At 45.4% G+C, this 18,642-nt stretch carries 14 protein-coding genes; 12 read left to right on the top strand and 2 right to left on the bottom strand.

The features are described 5' to 3' along the window. Positions 1 to 200: 200 nt before the first annotated feature. The 4 genes from rpmE (at position 201) to ACO05V_RS00920 (ending at position 3,334) form a co-directional block, all read left to right on the top strand. A complete protein-coding gene (rpmE, locus tag ACO05V_RS00935; protein WP_072840831.1) occupies positions 201 to 416 on the top strand; it encodes a 50S ribosomal protein L31 in 216 nt (71 codons plus the stop codon). An 8-nt stretch (positions 417 to 424) separates the two neighbouring features. Then, positions 425 to 1,222: a thermonuclease family protein gene (locus ACO05V_RS00930; protein WP_421846649.1), complete on the top strand. Its 798-nt coding sequence runs from the start codon at positions 425 to 427 to the stop codon at positions 1,220 to 1,222. A 171-nt stretch (positions 1,223 to 1,393) separates the two neighbouring features. Further along, entirely contained in the window at positions 1,394 to 2,662 is a 1,269-nt protein-coding gene (locus ACO05V_RS00925; RefSeq protein WP_421846647.1) for a malic enzyme-like NAD(P)-binding protein, read from the top strand. Between the two features lie 111 nt (positions 2,663 to 2,773). Continuing rightward, a complete protein-coding gene (locus tag ACO05V_RS00920) occupies positions 2,774 to 3,334 on the top strand; it encodes a TIGR00730 family Rossman fold protein (RefSeq protein ID WP_421846645.1) in 561 nt (186 codons plus the stop codon). 64 nt (positions 3,335 to 3,398) lie between these two features. Here the strand turns inward: ACO05V_RS00920 and ACO05V_RS00915 are convergent, their stop codons facing one another. Further along, positions 3,399 to 5,843 carry a penicillin-binding protein 1A gene (locus ACO05V_RS00915; protein WP_421846643.1) on the bottom strand — a complete coding sequence of 815 codons (2,445 nt, stop codon included), beginning with the start codon at positions 5,841 to 5,843 and terminating at the stop codon, positions 3,399 to 3,401. A 157-nt stretch (positions 5,844 to 6,000) separates the two neighbouring features. Between ACO05V_RS00915 and ACO05V_RS00910 the strand changes: the two genes are divergently transcribed. From ACO05V_RS00910 to ACO05V_RS00885, 6 genes are read left to right on the top strand one after another with little or no spacing between them, the layout of a single operon-like run. Then, entirely contained in the window at positions 6,001 to 6,996 is a 996-nt protein-coding gene (locus ACO05V_RS00910) for a hypothetical protein (protein ID WP_421846641.1), read from the top strand. Beyond that, the gene (locus ACO05V_RS00905; RefSeq protein ID WP_421846639.1) at positions 6,968 to 7,678 is read left to right on the top strand and encodes a hypothetical protein; all 711 of its coding nucleotides are present in this window, start codon (positions 6,968 to 6,970) and stop codon (positions 7,676 to 7,678) included. Before ACO05V_RS00910 ends, ACO05V_RS00905 begins: the two co-directional genes overlap by 29 nt. Further along, positions 7,671 to 8,852 carry a type II and III secretion system protein gene (locus ACO05V_RS00900; protein ID WP_421846637.1) on the top strand — a complete coding sequence of 394 codons (1,182 nt, stop codon included), beginning with the start codon at positions 7,671 to 7,673 and terminating at the stop codon, positions 8,850 to 8,852. Before ACO05V_RS00905 ends, ACO05V_RS00900 begins: the two co-directional genes overlap by 8 nt. Positions 8,853 to 8,894: 42 nt before the next feature. Continuing rightward, the gene (locus ACO05V_RS00895; RefSeq protein ID WP_421846635.1) at positions 8,895 to 9,443 is read left to right on the top strand and encodes a shikimate kinase; all 549 of its coding nucleotides are present in this window, start codon (positions 8,895 to 8,897) and stop codon (positions 9,441 to 9,443) included. Next, the gene (gene aroB, locus ACO05V_RS00890) at positions 9,443 to 10,549 is read left to right on the top strand and encodes a 3-dehydroquinate synthase (RefSeq protein WP_421846633.1); all 1,107 of its coding nucleotides are present in this window, start codon (positions 9,443 to 9,445) and stop codon (positions 10,547 to 10,549) included. The genes ACO05V_RS00895 and aroB overlap by 1 nt, the downstream gene beginning before the upstream one ends. A 42-nt stretch (positions 10,550 to 10,591) precedes the next feature. Further along, positions 10,592 to 12,157: an SPOR domain-containing protein gene (locus ACO05V_RS00885; RefSeq protein ID WP_421846631.1), complete on the top strand. Its 1,566-nt coding sequence runs from the start codon at positions 10,592 to 10,594 to the stop codon at positions 12,155 to 12,157. Positions 12,158 to 12,223: 66 nt separating this feature from the next. Here the strand turns inward: ACO05V_RS00885 and ACO05V_RS00880 are convergent, their stop codons facing one another. Then, the gene (locus ACO05V_RS00880; RefSeq protein ID WP_421846629.1) at positions 12,224 to 12,466 is read right to left on the bottom strand and encodes a hypothetical protein; all 243 of its coding nucleotides are present in this window, start codon (positions 12,464 to 12,466) and stop codon (positions 12,224 to 12,226) included. A 136-nt stretch (positions 12,467 to 12,602) separates the two neighbouring features. Here ACO05V_RS00880 and gltB point away from each other — a divergent pair, with 136 nt between their 5' ends. Both gltB and ACO05V_RS00870 read left to right on the top strand, forming a co-directional pair. After that, the gene (gltB, locus tag ACO05V_RS00875; protein WP_421846627.1) at positions 12,603 to 17,054 is read left to right on the top strand and encodes a glutamate synthase large subunit; all 4,452 of its coding nucleotides are present in this window, start codon (positions 12,603 to 12,605) and stop codon (positions 17,052 to 17,054) included. A 118-nt stretch (positions 17,055 to 17,172) separates the two neighbouring features. Then, the gene (locus tag ACO05V_RS00870) at positions 17,173 to 18,594 is read left to right on the top strand and encodes an FAD-dependent oxidoreductase (protein ID WP_421846625.1); all 1,422 of its coding nucleotides are present in this window, start codon (positions 17,173 to 17,175) and stop codon (positions 18,592 to 18,594) included. Positions 18,595 to 18,642: the final 48 nt, after the last annotated feature.

Genomic DNA, 18,642 nt, shown 5'->3' with positions numbered 1-18,642 from the left:
CAGAGTGGTGGGTCGGTGCGAGTCACAATTTTATGAGAAAAGCATGAAAAAAGGTTGCTGATTGGGCAATAGATCCCTAAAATACGCGACTCTTGGCTCCACTGTACAATGTCTGTACAACGAAACGTGCGGTGCTTGACGCGGCGAAAGCCCATCTATATCGATCAAGTGGCGGCACACCAAACCTAAAGGTAAATATGATGAAAAAAGATATCCACCCAAATTACTCTGCGGTTACTGCTACTTGTACTTGTGGTAATACTCTAAACCTAAATTCTACTTTAGGTAGCGACCTTCACGTCGACGTATGCAGCAACTGTCACCCATTCTACACAGGTCAACAGAAAATGGTTGATACTGGTGGTCGTGTTGATCGCTTCAACAAACGTTTCGGAGCACGTCGTACTACTAAGTAATTGGTGGGATGATAGTGATCGCATTAAAAAAGCGCCAAGTTCTTTTGGCGCTTTTTTTGTTTTTGTCCTTAGCCGTTCAGGCGCAGGTTGCTAAAACAGCCGCAACCTGTACGGCAAGCGGCGAACTTGAAAAAGCTAAGATCAAGCGAGTGGTCGATGGCGACACCATACACCTTGTTGATGGCCGAAAAGTTCGGCTGGTGGGCATAGATACGCCAGAACTTGACCATAAAAAAGGTAACCATGAGCCTTATGCGGTAGCCGCGACAGACTTTCTTCGCTCTCGCCTCGATCAATTTGTTTACCTACAAAGAGCGAAAAATGATCAAGACAGATACGGTCGATATTTGTACTACCTTTTCGATAAAGATCGTATTTCACTGACGAGTCAGTTACTATCCGAAGGACTTGGTTATCGTATTGCTGTCCCTCCAAACTTAGCCTATCAAGACTGTTTCGAGGCGGCTGAAACCGCAGCTCGCAATGCGCATAAGGGATTATGGCAGCAAAATTTGCAATGGCAGCCAAAAGCTGGATTTGCAATCTCCCGTGTCAACATCACTTCAATTACCCAAAATCGAGGAGGTTGGTGGCTAGAAACTGATCAGGATCTAGTGATCAATTTACCACCAAACGTCACTGATTATTGGCCTGCCCAAAAAGTGTTTTATCTTGAGGGTAAGGAGATTGAAGTTCGTGGCTGGCAACATCAACGGAAAAGTCGCCATTCAGACTTTAAGTCTTGGGTACTTTCTGTAAGACATCCCAATGACTTGCTTGAAATCAAAGCATCTTTCAAACATTGATTGATAGAATATTCCTATGGTTTTACGCTTTAAAGTATTGAGTAGATCGATTATTCTGACGACACAAAATTATAAGGTGCCACTTTCGAAGCTTTATGTAAGCTTGGGAATAAGGCCCAGTTTGGCTATGATAAAACTAATTAATTACACTAAATAGACGGAAACATCATAATGGCAGAAGATATAAAGCAAGCTGCACTGGACTACCATGAGTATCCAGTTCCAGGAAAACTGAGCGTCACTATTACTAAACCAACAGCGACCGCTCGTGACCTTTCTCTAGCTTACAGCCCAGGTGTGGCTGAGCCTTGTCGTGAAATCGCAAAAGACCCAGAAGCTGCTTACCGTTACACTGGTAAAGGCAACTTAGTCGCTGTTATTTCTGATGGTACGGCGATTCTTGGATTAGGTAACCTAGGTCCATTGGCAAGCAAGCCAGTTATGGAAGGCAAAGGTTTATTGTTTAAGCGTTTTGCTGGCATTAACTCTGTTGATGTGGAAGTTGAATCTGAAAGCCCACAAGCATTCATTGATACCGTTGCGCGTATTGCAAACACTTACGGCGGCATCAACTTAGAAGACATCAAAGCACCTGAGTGTTTTGAAATTGAACGTCAATTGATTGAACGTTGTTCTATCCCTGTTTTCCACGATGATCAACATGGCACAGCTATCGTTACCGCAGCCGGCCTTTTGAATGCGCTTGAGCTTCAAGGTAAAAACATTGCAGATGCTAAAATCGTTTGTCTAGGTGCGGGTGCAGCAGCGACAGCATGTATGAAGCTGATCATTGCTTGTGGTGCACAACGCGAAAATATCTTCGTTCTTGATCGTAATGGTGTTATTCATTCTGGCCGTACTGACTTGAACCAGTTCAAAGCCATGTTTGCGATTGATACTGACAAGCGCACCCTTGATGATGCAATGGACGGCGCTGACGTATTTATCGGTGTATCTGGTCCAGATCTATTGTCTGCTGATCAGCTTGCTAAAATGGCGGCTAACCCAATCGTTTTCGCTTGTTCAAACCCAGATCCAGAAATTAATCCAGATCTTGCTCGTGCAACTCGTGATGATTTGATCATGGCGACGGGCCGTTCTGATTATCCTAACCAAGTAAATAACGTACTTGGCTTCCCTTTCATCTTCCGTGGTGCTTTGGACGTTCGTGCGACTAAGATCAACGAAGAAATGAAATTGGCGGCAGTTCATGCGCTTAAAGATCTTGCTAAAGAAGAAGCGCCTGCAGATGTAGTTGTTGCTTATGGCGGCACACCATTAAGTTTTGGTAAAGAATATATTCTTCCAAAGCCAATGGATTCGCGTTTGCTTAATGTTGTTTCTGCAGCAGTTGCCCGTGCAGCGGTTGATTCTGGTGTGGCTATGCTTCCATACCCAGACTTCTACCCACTTGAAAATTTAGATCACTTTGGTGCTTAATTAAATTGTGATCGATTAAAAAGGCGACTTCCTAATAAGGGGTCGCCTTTTTTTGCGAAATTTTTAGATGAAACACTGTAATAATATGGATAAAAGTATGGGAGAAATGGAATGAAAGTGGCTATTTACTGTGGCTCGGCAGAGGGAAACTCTCCTGATTATGTCAATGGCGTAAAAGCTTTAGGCGAATACCTTGCTCGGCAAGGAGTGGATGTTGTCTACGGTGGAGGCAATGTTGGCTTAATGGGCATTATTGCGAACGCTGCGTTGCAGGCTGGCGGAAAGGTGGTGGGTGTCATTCCTTCACATCTTGAATCAAAGGAAATTGCCCACACAGGTTTAACTGAACTGCATGTGGTTGCGAATATGCATGAACGTAAGGCTAAGATGAGTGAATTGGCTGATGCTTTTGTGGCGCTTCCTGGTGGCGTAGGGACACTAGAGGAAGTGTTCGAAGTGTGGACCTGGGGGCAACTTGGTCTGCATAGTAAACCTTGTGCCTTTTACAATTTAAATGGCTTTTATTATCCCTTGTTTACTATGATAGAAAGTATGCAGCAGGCGGGTTTTGTGAAGCAGTCTTACATTGAAATGATCATCAAAGAGAGCACGCCAGAAACCTTGCTAGCGGCTCTGAAAGCTTACCAAGCTCCTCAGCCCAAGTGGAGCTAAAGTATTTAAAGAGATATAAAAATGCCAGCACTGGGCTGGCATTTTTATAGGGTATAAACCTATGTTAGAACAAGTTTTCTAAGACGTTATTTTCTTGCTTCTCTTCTTGTGCCTCGTTACCAACATTGTTGTTAAATGCAGGTAAGTTTTGGTCACGTTCTGGCGGCACATGGTCTTTTCTGAATATTTCGAAAATCGCATTAGATTGCCCAGGTAACGCACGCTCTCCGGTATTCGGATCAATTCTCACTGTCACCAAAGACGACGGTTTTGCTACAAAATCAGTTGGTGTATCTTTTAGTGCTTCACGCATGTAATCGATCCAAGGGGGCAATGAGACTGAGCCACCCCATTCGCCACGCCCTAGAGGTGACGAATTATCAAAGCCGCTCCAAACAGACGTTACTAGATTACCGTTGAAGCCAGAGAACCAAGCATCACGGCCATCGTTTGTGGTACCAGTTTTGCCAGCGAGGTCATCACGCTGAAGAACACGAGCGCGTCGACCGGTTCCGTATTTGATAACATCTCGCATCATATCGTAGGTAATGTAATTTACTTCTGGATCGAGCACTTGCGGTGCGATGGGCAGGCTACGAATACCTTCTGGCGTATTAAACAACCCCATTTGTGGCTCGCCATCGGTGGTTTTTTCCAGCGGAGTACAGGTTGTACACACGGTTACTGGGTTCGCTTGGAATAAGGTTTCGTTGTTTCTGTCGACCACTTTATTTATCAGATAGGGCTGAACTTGATAACCGCCATTAGAAAACACCGCGTAACCCGTCGCTATTTGCAAGGGAGATAAGTTCGCACTGCCTAAAGATAAAGATAGATTGTGTGGTAACTCGTTCGGATCAAAGCCAAAGCGGCGTAAGAATTTCAGCGTCGGAGTAACTCCCAGCTCGTCTAGCAAGCGAACGGAGACAATATTCTGCGAGCGATAAAGTGCCTGACGCAAACGGGTTGGGCCATAGAACTTGCCGCAGTTGTTGGTTGGTCGCCATGCAGACGCTAAGTTGGTGTCATTAAAGACAACCGGAGCGTCATTGATAATACTGGCTGCGGTATAGCCTCGGTCTAGTGCGCTTGCGTAAATGAACGGTTTAAAATTCGACCCTGGTTGGCGCTTAGATTGAGTAACACGGTTGAATTTGTTTTCGTAGAAGTTAAAGCCGCCAACCAAGGCTTGGATTGCGCCGTCTTTGCTGTTTAATGAGATTAGCGCACTTTGTACTTCAGGCTTCTGGGCCAGCAACCATGTAAGTTGAGTGTCTGGGCGCAAGCGAACGATATCGCCAGGCACTAGAACATCCGAGACAACCGAAGGCGATGGACCTTGTGAATCTTCATTAATGTAAGGTCTTGCCCATTTGACGGCATCCCACGGTAAAGTGGCGCGTAGGCCATTGGCCAAACGCACGTCAGCGGTCGTTTCTGTTGTTGACATAACCAACGCAGTTTGCCAGTTTTTGAAGCGCTCTATGTCCTGTAGGGCTTTTTCTTGTTCTTCTAATGGAGCATCAATCAAGTCAACACGAGTCTCAATAGAACCTCGGTAACCGTGGCGCATGTCGTAATCCAGTACACCATTGAAAACGGCTTCGTTCGCGGCTTTTTGACGTTTTGAATCAATGGTTGTGTAGACGGTCATGCCCGTGCTGTAGAGGTCGTCTCCAAAGGTGCTATAAAGTTCAGAACGCACCATTTCGGCAATGTAACCTGCTTCTATGTCTGGCATGACGCCGTGGTTTTTGGCAGTGATCGGTGCTTCAACGGCGTTTTGGTACGCGTCTTTATCAATCATGCCGAGTGATAACATGCGTTGCAGAATCCAGTTACGACGAATCAGCGCACGAGAAGGGTTTACCACAGGGTTAAAGCGAGAGGGGGCTTTTGGCAAACCTGCGATCATCGCTAGTTGTGCAAGATCTAGCTCGTTTAAGCTTTTGCCATAATAAACTTGAGAAGCTGCTTCGAATCCATAGGCACGATTGCCCAAGTAGATTTTGTTGACGTATAACTCAAGGATCTCGTGTTTAGATAGCTCTCGTTCCATCTTTAGGGCAATAAAGATCTCGGTAAATTTACGCGTGTAAGTTTGTTCAAATGAGAGGAAGTAATTCCGTGCTACTTGCATGGTGATCGTGCTGCCGCCACCTTGTTTTTGCCCGGTCGTGATGAGCTGTACAACCGCCCGACCTAACCCCAGAATGTCGACGCCAGGATGGTGATAAAAGTTGGTATCTTCTGCCGCCAAAATAGCGTGCTCTAGATTTTGCGGAATTTCTGCATAATTGATTGGAGTACGGCGCTGCTCACCAAATTCACCAATAAGTTGATTGTCGGCTGTGTAGATGCGCAGTGGAATTCTTAACTCGATGTCTTTTAGTTCGGCAACAGTGGGAATACGGTCTTTTACGTTGTAATAAATTGCGTAGGTGATTCCCGCCGCGCAAAGTGCCCCAAAGAGACCGAGAAAGAAAAGTATTTTGAGTGTCTTAGCCATATAAATTCAATTAGTACAGAGTGAGAAAATGGCATTATACCTAAGATGATCACAGAATAGGCGGTTAACTTTGCATCAAATCGTGTTATCTTGATGAAAATTTGGCACGGAAGCCAAACTTAAAACTATACACTGTTGCTTATTAATTCAAGGAAGAATGATGTTGCTGACACCCAATTACTTCGTAGCGGTTTATTCGCTGGAACAATGTAGTCTTTGTACTCCTTTAGAGGCTACGAAATTAGTCAATAAAAGCCCCTCAAAAAACAACACTCTTCCAGATTCTAGTCAGTTAGAAACGATTCAAAGAAGCTTATTACCCATTAATGTCAGCTCTTCAACACGCATGCTCATCCTTGTTCCGGACAGTTGGCTATCTGTCTCTGTTCATCGCATTGATCATATTATTCCTTCATCTTTGTTGCCTCTGGCTGCCTTAAGTTACGCTGTGGAAACAACGTTTTCGCCTCCTGACTCCTTGATGTTTAGTTACCAGCAAGACGTGTTGCCAGCGAAGCAAGCTCAGCTCAAGGTTTTTGCTTGTTCATCTGAGTGGGCTGAGCAGCTGAGCTTTCCGTTTAAGCCATCTGTAAAGCATTGTCTTGTAATGTCATTTGCACAATGGGCAAGTAAGTCGACTGGCGTTTTTTCTTGGTCTCAGTGTTCAAAGCAAGCCTTATCGGTGTTTCAGCCGGAGAAAGAAAAGCAGCAAAAAACACAGCGGCTCTGGTTGTGTCTAATGGTGTTTAGTGTGTTGGTTAATGGTGTAGCTTATGGCTATTACACTGCTTTACAGCAGGACTCTGATACATTGCTGCACAGCCGCCAAGCGGTGATTGCCGCTCAATCAGCTTGGGAGTCTTCCAATAACGAGGATGTACAATTTGTGACGTCTGTATTGTCTAAGGTACAGGCTTTGCCAACATCGGCTCGTCTGACGCTATTCGAAAGCAGTGACAAAGTTAATGGCGAGACACAGCCTATTTTTTTCCAAGTAACCTTGCCTAAAGCTGATTTGGAGCTGTTGTTGGAAAACTGGAAAAAACAGCATCCCGCTTGGCGTTGGGAAGTTACTTACTCGGCAGAAGAATTGCCCATTCTTTCTCAACAAAAGGAGGTGGTAGATGCATCTGTCTCAGTATTTGAACATTAAAAAAACGTCTTTTTTTACTATTCATGGCTCCTCGGTCTTGTTCCTGTTATTACTGCAAATGGCGGCTTGGTATCCTTTTTTATCCGATGCTCGGGATGCGCTGAAATCTCAGTCAAGGCAAAAATATCAAGCAGCTCAGCGATGGGAAAAAGCACAAATACAGGCTAAACAGCTTGAATTCATTCAATTTGAAGCGGCACCTTGGGCGCAACATCGAGTGTTGGCAACAGACCAGAATGTGCCGACGCAGTGGCTTTTGGAAGGCGTGGCTTCTATTAGCAAGTGGCAAGGCTTGCTAGAAGAAATTGAACGCCAGTTCGCCTTAGATTTACTTTCTGTCTCTTGGCGGCGGGAACAAAGTGGAAACTGGCAAGGATCCTTATTGTTTGCTGTGAAAGCCCCGAAAGGAAATAGGGAATTTCATAATTGGTTACCGACTAGGTTACGAGCAGAGCGTTTTGTGCTGAATGACTGGCAGTTGTTATCGACCATGCGCATAGGGGAAATCACGTCCGCCTTGATTATTTATAAAGACGGTCGCCATTGGGTTCGTCAAGGCAGTTGGTTAGCCGAAGCAGGTTTGACAGTGTCATCGGTATCGTTCGATCAGGTTGTATTGCTGGCAATAGACGGTTCTCAGCAGACTTTATTGGTTCGAGAACAGGGAGGTTCTAATGAATAAACGTCTCATCTATGGTCTTTTGTTGTTTGTTTTGTCTGGTTCTCGTCCTCTACTGGCGATGGATGTTTATTTCGAATCGCGTTCGTTACAGGAGGTATTGCCTTGGTTGGCCTCGCAAATGAATGAAAGTGTGGTTATTAGTCCTGAAATCGATGATGTTTTAACGCTTTCTATCAAAGATGCGAGTTGGAAAGATGTGATGGAAGCGGTCGCTCAGCAACCTAACCTTCGGCTTGAGTGGCAAGGCGATGTTGCGGTTCTAATGCCTGCGACAACATCAATGGTGGGAAATGTTGAGAGCTCTTCCGCTGTATGTCAGAGATCCTATTGGATATTGAAGCACGCAAAAGCGAAAGAGGTCGGTGTGCATCTAAAAACTTTATACCCTTCTCTTTCATTAATTGTTGATGATCGAACCAATTCAATTGTGGCCTATTCTTGTGATTCTTCCGAAGGTATTCAGGAAACGCTTGCTTGGTTAGATACGCCGTTAAGACAGATTGAAATCAGCGCGCAAATTGCTCAAGTCAGTCGAACGGCTCAATCTCAGTTTGGGGTGAACTGGCAAACCAAGTTATCAGATGGCGTCCGCTCATCGCTTGGCGGAGCTGTTGATTTAGGCGCATTGACGCCGACGACGAATTTGGATTTTTCCAGTCTCGGCGGTTCTAGCTTGCTGGCGCTTACTTTGGATATGATGGAAAGCGAAGGCTTAGCCGATGTGGTGTCAAAACCTAAAATTGTTACTTCTGAAGGACAGCCTGCTCGAATTGAATCGGGAACCGAGGTGCCTTATCAAACGGTTAGTGATGATAAAGTGAGTATCGAATTTCGCCAAGCGTCGCTCATGTTAGAAGTGACGCCGTTTGTAAAGGATGGCGAGCATATTTTGTTATCGCTGAATATTCATCAAGATTCCGTTGGTGATCTGGTTAACGGTGTTCCTAGCTTAAAAACCAATCGTTTAAAAACACAGGTTGTGGTGAAAAACCAAGAAACGCTTGTTTTAGGTGGGATTTTTCGCGAAGAACGTTTTGAATCAGAGAGTCGCGTTCCTTTCTTTAGTGACATTCCATGGTTGGGCGAGTTGTTTAAAAGACGCTCAGAACAGCAAGAAAAGGTTGAATTACTTGTATTTATTACACCAAAGCTGCTACAAATGTCAGTTAACTAGGCCGCAGTCTAAATCTGCTTAATTCCGACGTAATTGAATACAATGATAAAAGCCCCCAATATTATTTTAGTAGGCCCGATGGGCGCAGGAAAAACGACGATAGGCCGTTTGATTTCTCAATCGATGGGCAAAGAGTTTTATGATCTTGATAAAGTCATAGAAGACAATGCCGGCGCAGACATTCCTTGGATTTTTGAACGGGAAGGCGAAGACGGTTTTCGTAAACGTGAAACTCAAGCGCTGGCCTCTATAGTTGAATCTGATACTGGCGATTGCGTGTTAGCAACCGGTGGCGGCATCGTGATGCGAGAAGAAAATAGAGATATTCTTAGAGAAAATGCCCTAGTGGTATATCTATACGCATCTGTCGCTCAACAGTTATACCGCACTTCAAAAAGCAATCATCGGCCTCTTTTACAAACAGGTGATCCGCGAGCAACATTAAGAAAACTATTTGAAGTTCGTGATCCACTATATAGAGATGTGGCAACATTAGTGATTGAAACTGATGCTCGTCATCCTCGCGCTGTCGCTAATAAGGTGCTAGATGCAATCAAGCGCCACCTTAAAATGGAGATAACAGTATCCTAATGCGCACGTTAACCGTTGATCTTGGCGATCGAAGCTACCCTATTTTTATTGGTAGTGGAATTCGTCAGCAGAAAGCTCTTTTTGATGATGCCATTCATGGCAAGCAAGTCATGATTGTCACCAATGAAACCATTGCGCCTTTGTATCTAGAATCTATGGTAACTATGTTATCGGCGGACTATAAAGTTGATATCTGTGTTTTGCCTGATGGTGAAGTGTATAAGACGTTGGAAACCTACGGTTTGATCATGTCAGCTTTATTAGAAGCAAAGCATAATCGAACCACGACTGTGATCGCTTTAGGTGGCGGAGTCGTTGGTGATATGGCTGGTTTCGCCGCAGCGACGTATCAGCGAGGCGTGCCGTTTATTCAGGTGCCAACAACCTTGCTATCTCAAGTAGATTCTTCTGTAGGCGGAAAAACAGGTGTGAATCATCCGCTTGGAAAAAACATGATCGGTGCTTTTTATCAGCCTCAGGCTGTTATTATCGATACTGAAACCTTGCTGAGCTTGCCGCAGCGCGAACTGTCAGCAGGCATGGCAGAAGTGATCAAATACGGTTTGATCTGTGATGTGCCATTTTTTGATTGGTTAGAGCAAGAGATGTCGCAATTGATGGCGCTGGATAACGATAAAATTAGTGATGCTATTTATCGATCTTGTTTGGCGAAAGCCAATGTGGTTGCGCAAGACGAGAGAGAAGGTGGTATTCGTGCTATTTTAAACCTAGGCCATACGTTTGGTCATGCGATTGAAACCGAAATGGGCTACGGCAATTGGTTGCACGGCGAAGCTGTTGCTGCTGGTAGTATGTTAGCCATTGACCTTTCTTGGCGAATGGGCAACCTAACAGAACAAGATGTCAGTCGTTCTGTTGCGCTTTTTCAAGCGGCGAATTTGCCCGTTTTACCGCCTGCTGAAATGACGGTTGAGTCTTTTGTTGAACGCATGGCGTTGGATAAAAAAGTATTAGATGGTAGTTTGCGTTTGGTTTTGCTTGGTGCATTGGGTGATGCGATAGTAACGTCGGATTTTCCGATGGAAGACTTTAATTCCAGTCTTTTGGATGCACTTGAAGCGAGTAAACACGCTGACCTTGTTTAATCTTGCTTACTTTTGTTAGTTATTTAATGTTGAAGGACGACTATGTCTAAGCCAGACTTTCAGTTTGATCTAGAGGATGCGCTTAATCAGCCCCCAAAAGCCACGCTGAGGGATCCTTTTGGCTCGAAAGACGCATCACTTTATTTTGCGTCTGAAGAAGGTAACCAACAACTGGCTTTGCTTGAGCATTTGAGTCGCTATAGTAGTTTGTTGTCTGTGGTTCAAGGGCCACAAGGCAGTGGCAAAAGTCGTTTTTTGATGGAGTTTGCTCGTCATCAGGATGACACCACTGTCGTTAGCCACGTTAAAGCGACCATGCTAATGACAGCAGGGCAGTTGTTACAAGCCATCTATGCTGGTTTTGCGAGTCATTTCACCCAACCTCCGAATGAAACCACCTTTGGTCCTTTGCTTAAGTTTTCCCATGACTTAGATGAAAAAGGCCAAGCGGCTTTGGTATTAATTGATAACGCTCAAGAACTAAACACTGATGCAGTGAGCATGTTGCTCGACATGATGTCGCTGGCAACTGAAAATCAAACCGTTCCTCATATTGTATTGTTCAGTGAATATTCCTTATCACGTAATCTTGATGCTTATCAGCGCTCTCGTTATGAACAATTAAGCCATTCATTTACGTTAGCGCCTTATTCATTAGAGCAAACACGAGCCTATTTATTGCATCGTGTACGTGCTGTTGGCGGTGGAATTAATTTGCCCTTTAATGAGAAGCAGATTAAACAAATACATCAAGAGTCTGGTGGTTACCCGGGTCGAATTAACCAGCTTGCTCAAGCAATGATGGGTAATGGTGATAAACCAGCAAAATCAGGTATGCGTTTCAACCTTGCAATGGGTTTCCCGTTGGCGCATATGGCGCTGCTTTCCGTGGTTATGCTGGGCATTTTAGTCGCGGTATTATTCTCTGATAAACAGTCTGATAAACCTTCTACATCGACTACCGCGGCGGATAGAACCAGTAATGTTATTCCTTTAAGCCCGCGACAAGGGCAATCTTCAGCCGAGACGATTGCGCGCATTGATGCGATGCAGCGTAAAATAGGCCAAGAAGGCGAAATTATACTTCCGCCTATTCCTGCGGGCACTTCATCATTGCCTGCTATCAGTATGTCCAATACTCCAACGACTGAGCCGCCGAATGCTACATCAATGGTGGCTCCAGCTATCTCTACTGCACCTATTCGAGCTGAAGCTCCTCTAGCGCAAGCGGCTCCAATTGCCGATGCTCCAGCAGAAGAGGCGCAACCTAAAAACGAACAAGCTAACTTAAAAGTCTCACAAGACCGTTTTGATAAAACTGAGTGGTGGTTATCACAGAACCCGAATCGTTACACCTTGCAGCTCTTGGGAACACACAATAAAGGCACCGTGCAGGATTTTATTCGTGATCAAGGTGGTGTGGATGCTTTTGGCTATTTTAAATCAAAACATAATGGCAAGGATTGGTTTGTTGTAGTGTATGGAACCTATCGTAACCGTAGCGAAGCCATCGCTGCGGCGGAAACGCTTCCTAAAGATATTCGTGATCTTAATCCATGGGCACGAAGTGCGCGTGGTATTCAGGATGATATAAAGAAAGCGCAATAATCCAAATTGCATTAGGTGCTCGGCTGTTAGTGCCTGTTTGTTTGAAATTCCCCATATAAAACGTCATCAAAACCTCTTTTTTTGAGGTTTTCTTAAAACAAATTTATAAAAATAGTAAAAATCACTGTAATTCTCTGAAAAACATGAATGAACAGTGAAATTTTCTGTTTGGAAAAACTCCAGCCATAGATAATTCTCTAAGTCCGCGTTATTTGCCGCTAAAACCCCTATAAAAAACGCCAAAATAACATAAAGCAGGCCTATGCTCGTTTGAGTAGTGCCCAGCGTCAGGGTAGTATGATTGTCCATTTCGGTGGTCTTTTGAGCAAATGATAGTCATTCTCGAAGCGAGTGTGTCCAAACTTTCGCTTTTGGCTCAGCTACCTGAATAGTCGAATTTATATCTAATTTTTTATTTTTACGTTTCAACTGTGGGAGTTGGTGTATGAATGCAGGCCTTTATCGTCCTGGCGAGTTCAAAGACAACTGTGGCTTTGGCTTAATTGCTCATATGGAAGGCAATACTAGCCATGAATTACTTAAGACAGCCATTGAGTCTTTGACATGTATGACACACCGAGGCGGCATCGCCGCTGATGGCAAAACAGGTGACGGCTGTGGTCTTCTTATCCAAAAGCCGGATCTATTTTTACGTGGTGAAGCACACGCTTTATTTAATCACACCCTGTCTGACCTTTATGGCATAGGCATGGTATTTCTTGATCAAGACGAAACGCTTGCCAGTGAGCAACGTGACACCGTAACGAAAAAATTGACCGATGAAGGTTTGAACGTAGTGGGTTGGCGTGAAGTGCCAATCGATGCGTCTTGCCTTGGCGTTATCGCGATGGACTGCTTGCCTCGCATCGAGCAAGTCTTTGTTGATAGCAACCGTATGGACGCTCGTACTTTCGCAACACGTTTGTTTGTTTCGCGTCGCCAAGCTGAAATCGCGTTAGCTCAATACGAAAACTTCTACATCTGTTCTTTGTCTGACAAAGTGTTGGCCTACAAAGGCTTGATGATGCCAGTGGATTTGCCTTTCTTTTATAAAGATTTGGGTAACGAAAAAATGCAAACCGCGATTTGTGTTTTCCACCAACGTTTCTCTACGAATACGCTTCCTAAATGGCCATTGGCGCAACCATTCCGCATGTTGGCGCACAACGGTGAGATCAATACTATCGAAGGTAACCGTAACTGGGCTTTGGCTCGTAGCAGCAAGCTACGCACGCCGCTGATTCCTGAACTACAAGACCTTCAACCGATTGTTAACCTGACGGGCTCTGACTCTTCTTCTATGGATAACATGTTGGAAGTGTTGGTAACTGGTGGTGTGGATATTTTCCGCGCTGCACGTTTGATTATTCCACCAGCGTGGCAAAACGTTGAAAACATGGATCCAGAGTTGCGTGCTTTTTACCAGTATAACTCTATGCACATGGATCCTTGGGACGGCCCAGCTGGCTTGGTAATGACCGACGGACGTCATGCTATTTGTATGCTTGACCGCAACGGTTTGCGTCCTGCTCGTTGGGTTATCACTAAAAATGGCTTTATTACGCTGGCTTCTGAAGTCGGTACTTACGGTTATAAATCCGAAGATGTTGTGTCCAAAGGTCGTGTTGGCCCTGGCCAAATGTTGGTGATTGACACGCAAAACGGCAAAGTGTTGCACACGGATGACATCGATAATCGCCTTAAATCCATGCACCCATACAAAAAATGGTTGAAGCAGGAAGCGATTCGCATTGAATCTTTGTTGGAAGAATCGTCTCTTGAATTCGAACCTTTCACTAAAGAAGAAATGCTGACGTATCAGAAGATGTTCCAAGTATCTTTTGAAGAGCGCGAGCAAATTTTCCGTCCATTGGCTGAAAGTGGTCATGAAGCGGTTGGCTCGATGGGCGATGATACGCCGATGGCGGTTATGTCTAGCCAGACTCGCCCAGTGACAGATTATTTCCGTCAGAAGTTTGCACAGGTCACCAACCCACCAATCGATCCGCTACGCGAATCTGTGGTGATGTCGTTGGAAACCTGTATTGGTGTGGAACGTAACTTATTTGAAGAAACGCCAAAGCACGCGAACCGTATTATTTTGTCATCGCCAGTCTTATCAGCGCGTAAATACAGCCGTTTGTTAGCACTAGATGATCACCGTTTCCGTTTGGTGCGTTTAAACACCAATTACAATCCAGAAGACGTTTCTCTTGAGCAAGCGATTAAAAGCTTGCAATTGAAAGCGGAAGAAGTAGTGCGTAATGGCGCGGTTATTGTGGTTCTAACGGATCGTGATATCGAAAAAGATCATTTGCCTATTCCTGCACCAATGGCAGTAGGTGCAGTACATCATCACTTGTCTAAGCAAGGTTTGCGTTGTGATTCCAACATCATCGCTGATACTGGCTTTGCCCGTGATCCTCATCAATTTGCTGTGTTATTAGGCTTTGGCGCGACGGCGGTTTATCCGTATCTTTCTTATCGTTTAATCAACGACATGATTGATAAAGGCGAAGTCTTGGGTGACCCAATTGCTTGCCACGTGAAATACCGAAAAGGTATTAACAAAGGCTTGATGAAAATCATCTCTAAAATGGGTATTTCTACCATTGCCTCATACCGTGGTGCGCAGTTGTTTGAAGCGGTTGGTTTGGATACCAAAGTCGTTGATCTGTGTTTCAAAGGCGTCGCGAGCCGAATTAAAGGCGCGCGTTTTGAAGATTTCCAAAAGGATCAAGAATCCATTGCAAGCAATGCTTGGAAATTGCGTAAACCGATTCAACAAGGCGGTTATCTAAAATACGTCCATGAAGCGGAATACCATGCATTTAACCCAGATGTTGTTCGCAATTTGCAAACAGCAGTGGGCAGCGGTCGCTTTGAAGACTTCACTAAATACACTGAACTAGTGAACAACCGTCCAGCGTCTATGTTACGTGACTTGTTTGCTTTGTCAGATAAAGCGAAAGCAATTCCGTTAGACACAGTGGAATCAATTGAAGAGATTCTTCCACGCTTCGATTCAGCAGGTATGTCTTTGGGTGCCTTGTCGCCAGAAGCTCACGAAGCCCTAGCGCAAGCGATGAACGAATTAGGCTGTCGTTCTAACTCTGGTGAGGGTGGTGAAGATCCAGCTCGTCACGGTACAGAGCGTCGCTCTAAGATTAAGCAAATCGCCTCTGGTCGTTTTGGTGTCACACCAGAATACTTGGTCAACGCGGAAGTGCTACAGATTAAAGTGGCGCAAGGTGCGAAACCGGGTGAAGGTGGTCAGTTACCAGGCGGTAAAGTGAACGGTTTAATCGCTCGTCTACGTTATGCGGTTCCAGGTGTGACCTTGATTTCACCACCACCGCATCACGATATTTATTCTATCGAGGATTTGGCGCAGCTGATTTTCGATTTGAAACAAGTTAACCCAGATGCTTTGGTATCGGTGAAACTGGTTTCTGAACCGGGCGTGGGTACGATTGCCGCTGGTGTAGCGAAAGCTTACGCGGATTTGATCACCATCTCTGGTTACGATGGTGGTACTGCAGCATCGCCCATTACGTCGATTCGTCATGCGGGTTCGCCTTGGGAGTTAGGTTTAGCGGAAGCGCAACAAGCACTTCGCTCTAACGATCTTCGCGGCAAAATTCGCCTGCAAACAGACGGTGGTTTAAAAACTGGTCTGGATGTGGTGAAAGCAGCGATTCTTGGTGCAGAAAGCTTTGGTTTTGGTACCACACCAATGGTTGCCATGGGTTGTAAGTTCTTGCGTATTTGTCACTTGAACAACTGTGCGACTGGTGTCGCGACTCAGGATCAAATGCTGCGCGACGAACACTTCATCGGCACCGTTGAGATGATTAAAAACTTCTTCCGCTTTATGGCAGAGGATACGCGTCTATGGTTGGCGAAGCTTGGTGTGGCAAATTTGCAAGACTTGATTGGTCGTACCGATCTACTCGCTATCTTGCCAGGTGAAACAGACAAGCAACGTAACCTAGATCTATCGCCGATTTTGAAAAACGATTTGATTCCAGTCGACAAAGCGCAATATTGTCAGACGCCTTTTAACCCGCCACACGATAAAGGCCTATTGGCGTTGAAAATGTGGGACACGGTAAAAGACGTTGTTGAAGAAAAAGAAGGTGGTGAGTTTGCCTTTGACGTGACGAACTGTGACCGTTCGATCGGTGCTCGCTTGTCTGGTGAAATTGCGAAACGCTACGGTAACCAAGGCATGTCTGATATGCCATTAACATTGAAATTGACCGGTACGGCTGGTCAGAGTTTTGGTGTGTGGAACGCAGGCGGTTTGAACATGTACCTAGAAGGCGATGCTAACGATTACGTTGGTAAAGGCATGACAGGCGGCAAGTTGGTTATTCGTTCTCCGAAAGGATCTGTCTTCAAATCACAAGATTCTGCCATCATCGGTAACACCTGTTTGTACGGTGCGACGGGCGGTAAATTGTTCGCGGCGGGTACGGCAGGTGAACGTTTTGCAGTACGTAACTCAGGCACTCATACGGTTATCGAAGGCGCAGGCGACCACTGCTGTGAATACATGACTGGCGGTATGGTAACTGTGCTTGGCAATACGGGTTACAACTTTGGTGCGGGTATGACAGGCGGTTTCGCTTACGTACTCGATTTAGACCGTACCTTCGTGGATAAGTACAACCACGAATTGGTGGAAATTCACCGTATCGGTACGGAATTGACGGAAGAATATCGTTCACACCTTCGCTCTGTGATCGAAGAATACGTCCGAGAAACTGACAGCGAATGGGGCCATGAGATCCTAGAAAACTTCTATGACTACATTGGTAAGTTCTGGCTAGTGAAACCAAAAGCCGCGAGTTTAGGCGCGCTATTGGCAAACACTCGCCAACGTCCGGAATAAAACACGCTGTTATGGCGCTTGGTTTGCAATGAGACAAACTAAGCGCTGTGAACGAATCAGTCTGACCCATTTGAGAGAAGCGCCGCTTGTTTACAGGCGGCCGAGGAGATAGCAGCTTATGTCTGAGCGCTTGAACAACGCATTTCAATTCGTCGAAGTGGACCGTAAGGATCCTAAGAAAAAGCCTTTAATTACTCGAAAGGCGCAATTCGTCGAAATTTATAAACCATTCGAAGAGGCAGGAGCGAAAGATCAAGCGCACCGCTGTTTAGAATGTGGTAACCCTTATTGTGAGTGGAAATGCCCAGTGCATAACTACATTCCTAACTGGCTGAAGCTAGTGAGCGAAGGCAGTATTTTAGAGGCCGCTGAGTTGAGCCATCAAACCAACTCTTTGCCAGAAGTCTGTGGTCGTGTTTGCCCACAAGACCGTCTTTGTGAAGGCGCTTGTACGCTTGGTGAAGGTGGCTTTGGTGCGGTGACGATCGGTTCTGTTGAAAAATACATCACCGATACCGCGTTTGCTTTGGGCTGGCGTCCCGATATGTCTAACGTAGTACCGGTTAACAAAACGGTTGCTATCGTTGGTGCAGGTCCTGCTGGCCTTGCTTGTGCGGACATCTTGGTGCGTAATGGCATCAAGCCAGTCGTATTTGATAAGTACCCAGAAATCGGTGGCTTGCTGACGTTTGGTATTCCAGAGTTCAAACTGGAAAAAAGCGTCATGACACGTCGTCGTGAAATTTTTGAAGAAATGGGCGTCGAGTTTGTGCTTGGGACATCGGTTGGTGATGACGTGCCATTCGAACATGTATTGGAAGAGTACGATGCGGTGTTTTTAGGCATGGGCACTTACAAATACATGAAAGGCGGCTTCCCAGGTGAAGATCTTCCAGGTGTTCACGATGCCTTGGATTATTTGATTTCTAACGTTAATCATTGCCTAGACTTCGAAGAAGACGAAGCCGATTACGTGAATTTAAAAGGCAAGCAAGTGGTTGTCTTGGGTGGTGGTGATACGGCAATGGACTGTAACCGTACTGCGATTCGTCAAGGTGCGAAAAGCGTGACCTGTGCGTACCGTCGTGACCAAGAAAACATGCCAGGTTCCCGTAAAGAAGTACAAAACGCAAAAGAAGAGGGCGTTCAGTTCCTTTTCAACCGCCAACCAGTGGAAATCATTGGTGATGGTAAAGTGGAAGGCATCAAGGTTGTCGAAACGCAAATGGGTGAGCCTGACGAAAATGGCCGCCGTACTGCTGAGATTGTTGAAGGCAGCGAGCAGATCATTCCTGCAGACACCGTATTGATTGCCTTTGGTTTCCAAGCTAGCCCTGCGCCTTGGTTCGAAAAATTCGGTATCGAGACTGATGCTCGTGGCCGTGTTGTCGCACCTAAGAAAGGCAAATTTATGTTCCAAACGACCAACGAGAAAATCTTTGCTGGTGGTGACATGGTACGTGGTTCTGACCTAGTGGTAACGGCCATTGATGAGGGTCGTAAAGCGGCTGAAGGGATTATGGATTTCCTAGACGTCTAAGCGCGACTGCTTCGCTCGCGACCTTGTGCAGCTTTTAGTTAAAACGCC

This window comes from Marinomonas sp., from assembly GCF_965225885.1.
In the GTDB taxonomy this organism is placed as follows: Bacteria; Pseudomonadota; Gammaproteobacteria; order Pseudomonadales; family Marinomonadaceae; genus Marinomonas.
This window is presented reverse-complemented; position numbering and strand designations above follow the sequence as displayed.

Excerpts from the sequence above, each read along its gene's own strand:
- rpmE (WP_072840831.1), top strand. The coding sequence starts at position 201 with ATGAAAAAAGATATCCACCCAAATTACTCTGCGGTTACTGCTACTTGT.
- ACO05V_RS00930 (WP_421846649.1), top strand. The coding sequence starts at position 425 with ATGATAGTGATCGCATTAAAAAAGCGCCAAGTTCTTTTGGCGCTTTTT.
- ACO05V_RS00925 (WP_421846647.1), top strand. The coding sequence starts at position 1,394 with ATGGCAGAAGATATAAAGCAAGCTGCACTGGACTACCATGAGTATCCA.
- ACO05V_RS00920 (WP_421846645.1), top strand. The coding sequence starts at position 2,774 with ATGAAAGTGGCTATTTACTGTGGCTCGGCAGAGGGAAACTCTCCTGAT.
- ACO05V_RS00915 (WP_421846643.1), bottom strand. The coding sequence starts at position 5,843 with ATGGCTAAGACACTCAAAATACTTTTCTTTCTCGGTCTCTTTGGGGCA.
- ACO05V_RS00910 (WP_421846641.1), top strand. The coding sequence starts at position 6,001 with ATGATGTTGCTGACACCCAATTACTTCGTAGCGGTTTATTCGCTGGAA.
- ACO05V_RS00905 (WP_421846639.1), top strand. The coding sequence starts at position 6,968 with ATGCATCTGTCTCAGTATTTGAACATTAAAAAAACGTCTTTTTTTACT.
- ACO05V_RS00900 (WP_421846637.1), top strand. The coding sequence starts at position 7,671 with ATGAATAAACGTCTCATCTATGGTCTTTTGTTGTTTGTTTTGTCTGGT.
- ACO05V_RS00895 (WP_421846635.1), top strand. The coding sequence starts at position 8,895 with ATGATAAAAGCCCCCAATATTATTTTAGTAGGCCCGATGGGCGCAGGA.
- aroB (WP_421846633.1), top strand. The coding sequence starts at position 9,443 with ATGCGCACGTTAACCGTTGATCTTGGCGATCGAAGCTACCCTATTTTT.
- ACO05V_RS00885 (WP_421846631.1), top strand. The coding sequence starts at position 10,592 with ATGTCTAAGCCAGACTTTCAGTTTGATCTAGAGGATGCGCTTAATCAG.
- ACO05V_RS00880 (WP_421846629.1), bottom strand. The coding sequence starts at position 12,466 with ATGGACAATCATACTACCCTGACGCTGGGCACTACTCAAACGAGCATA.
- gltB (WP_421846627.1), top strand. The coding sequence starts at position 12,603 with ATGAATGCAGGCCTTTATCGTCCTGGCGAGTTCAAAGACAACTGTGGC.
- ACO05V_RS00870 (WP_421846625.1), top strand. The coding sequence starts at position 17,173 with ATGTCTGAGCGCTTGAACAACGCATTTCAATTCGTCGAAGTGGACCGT.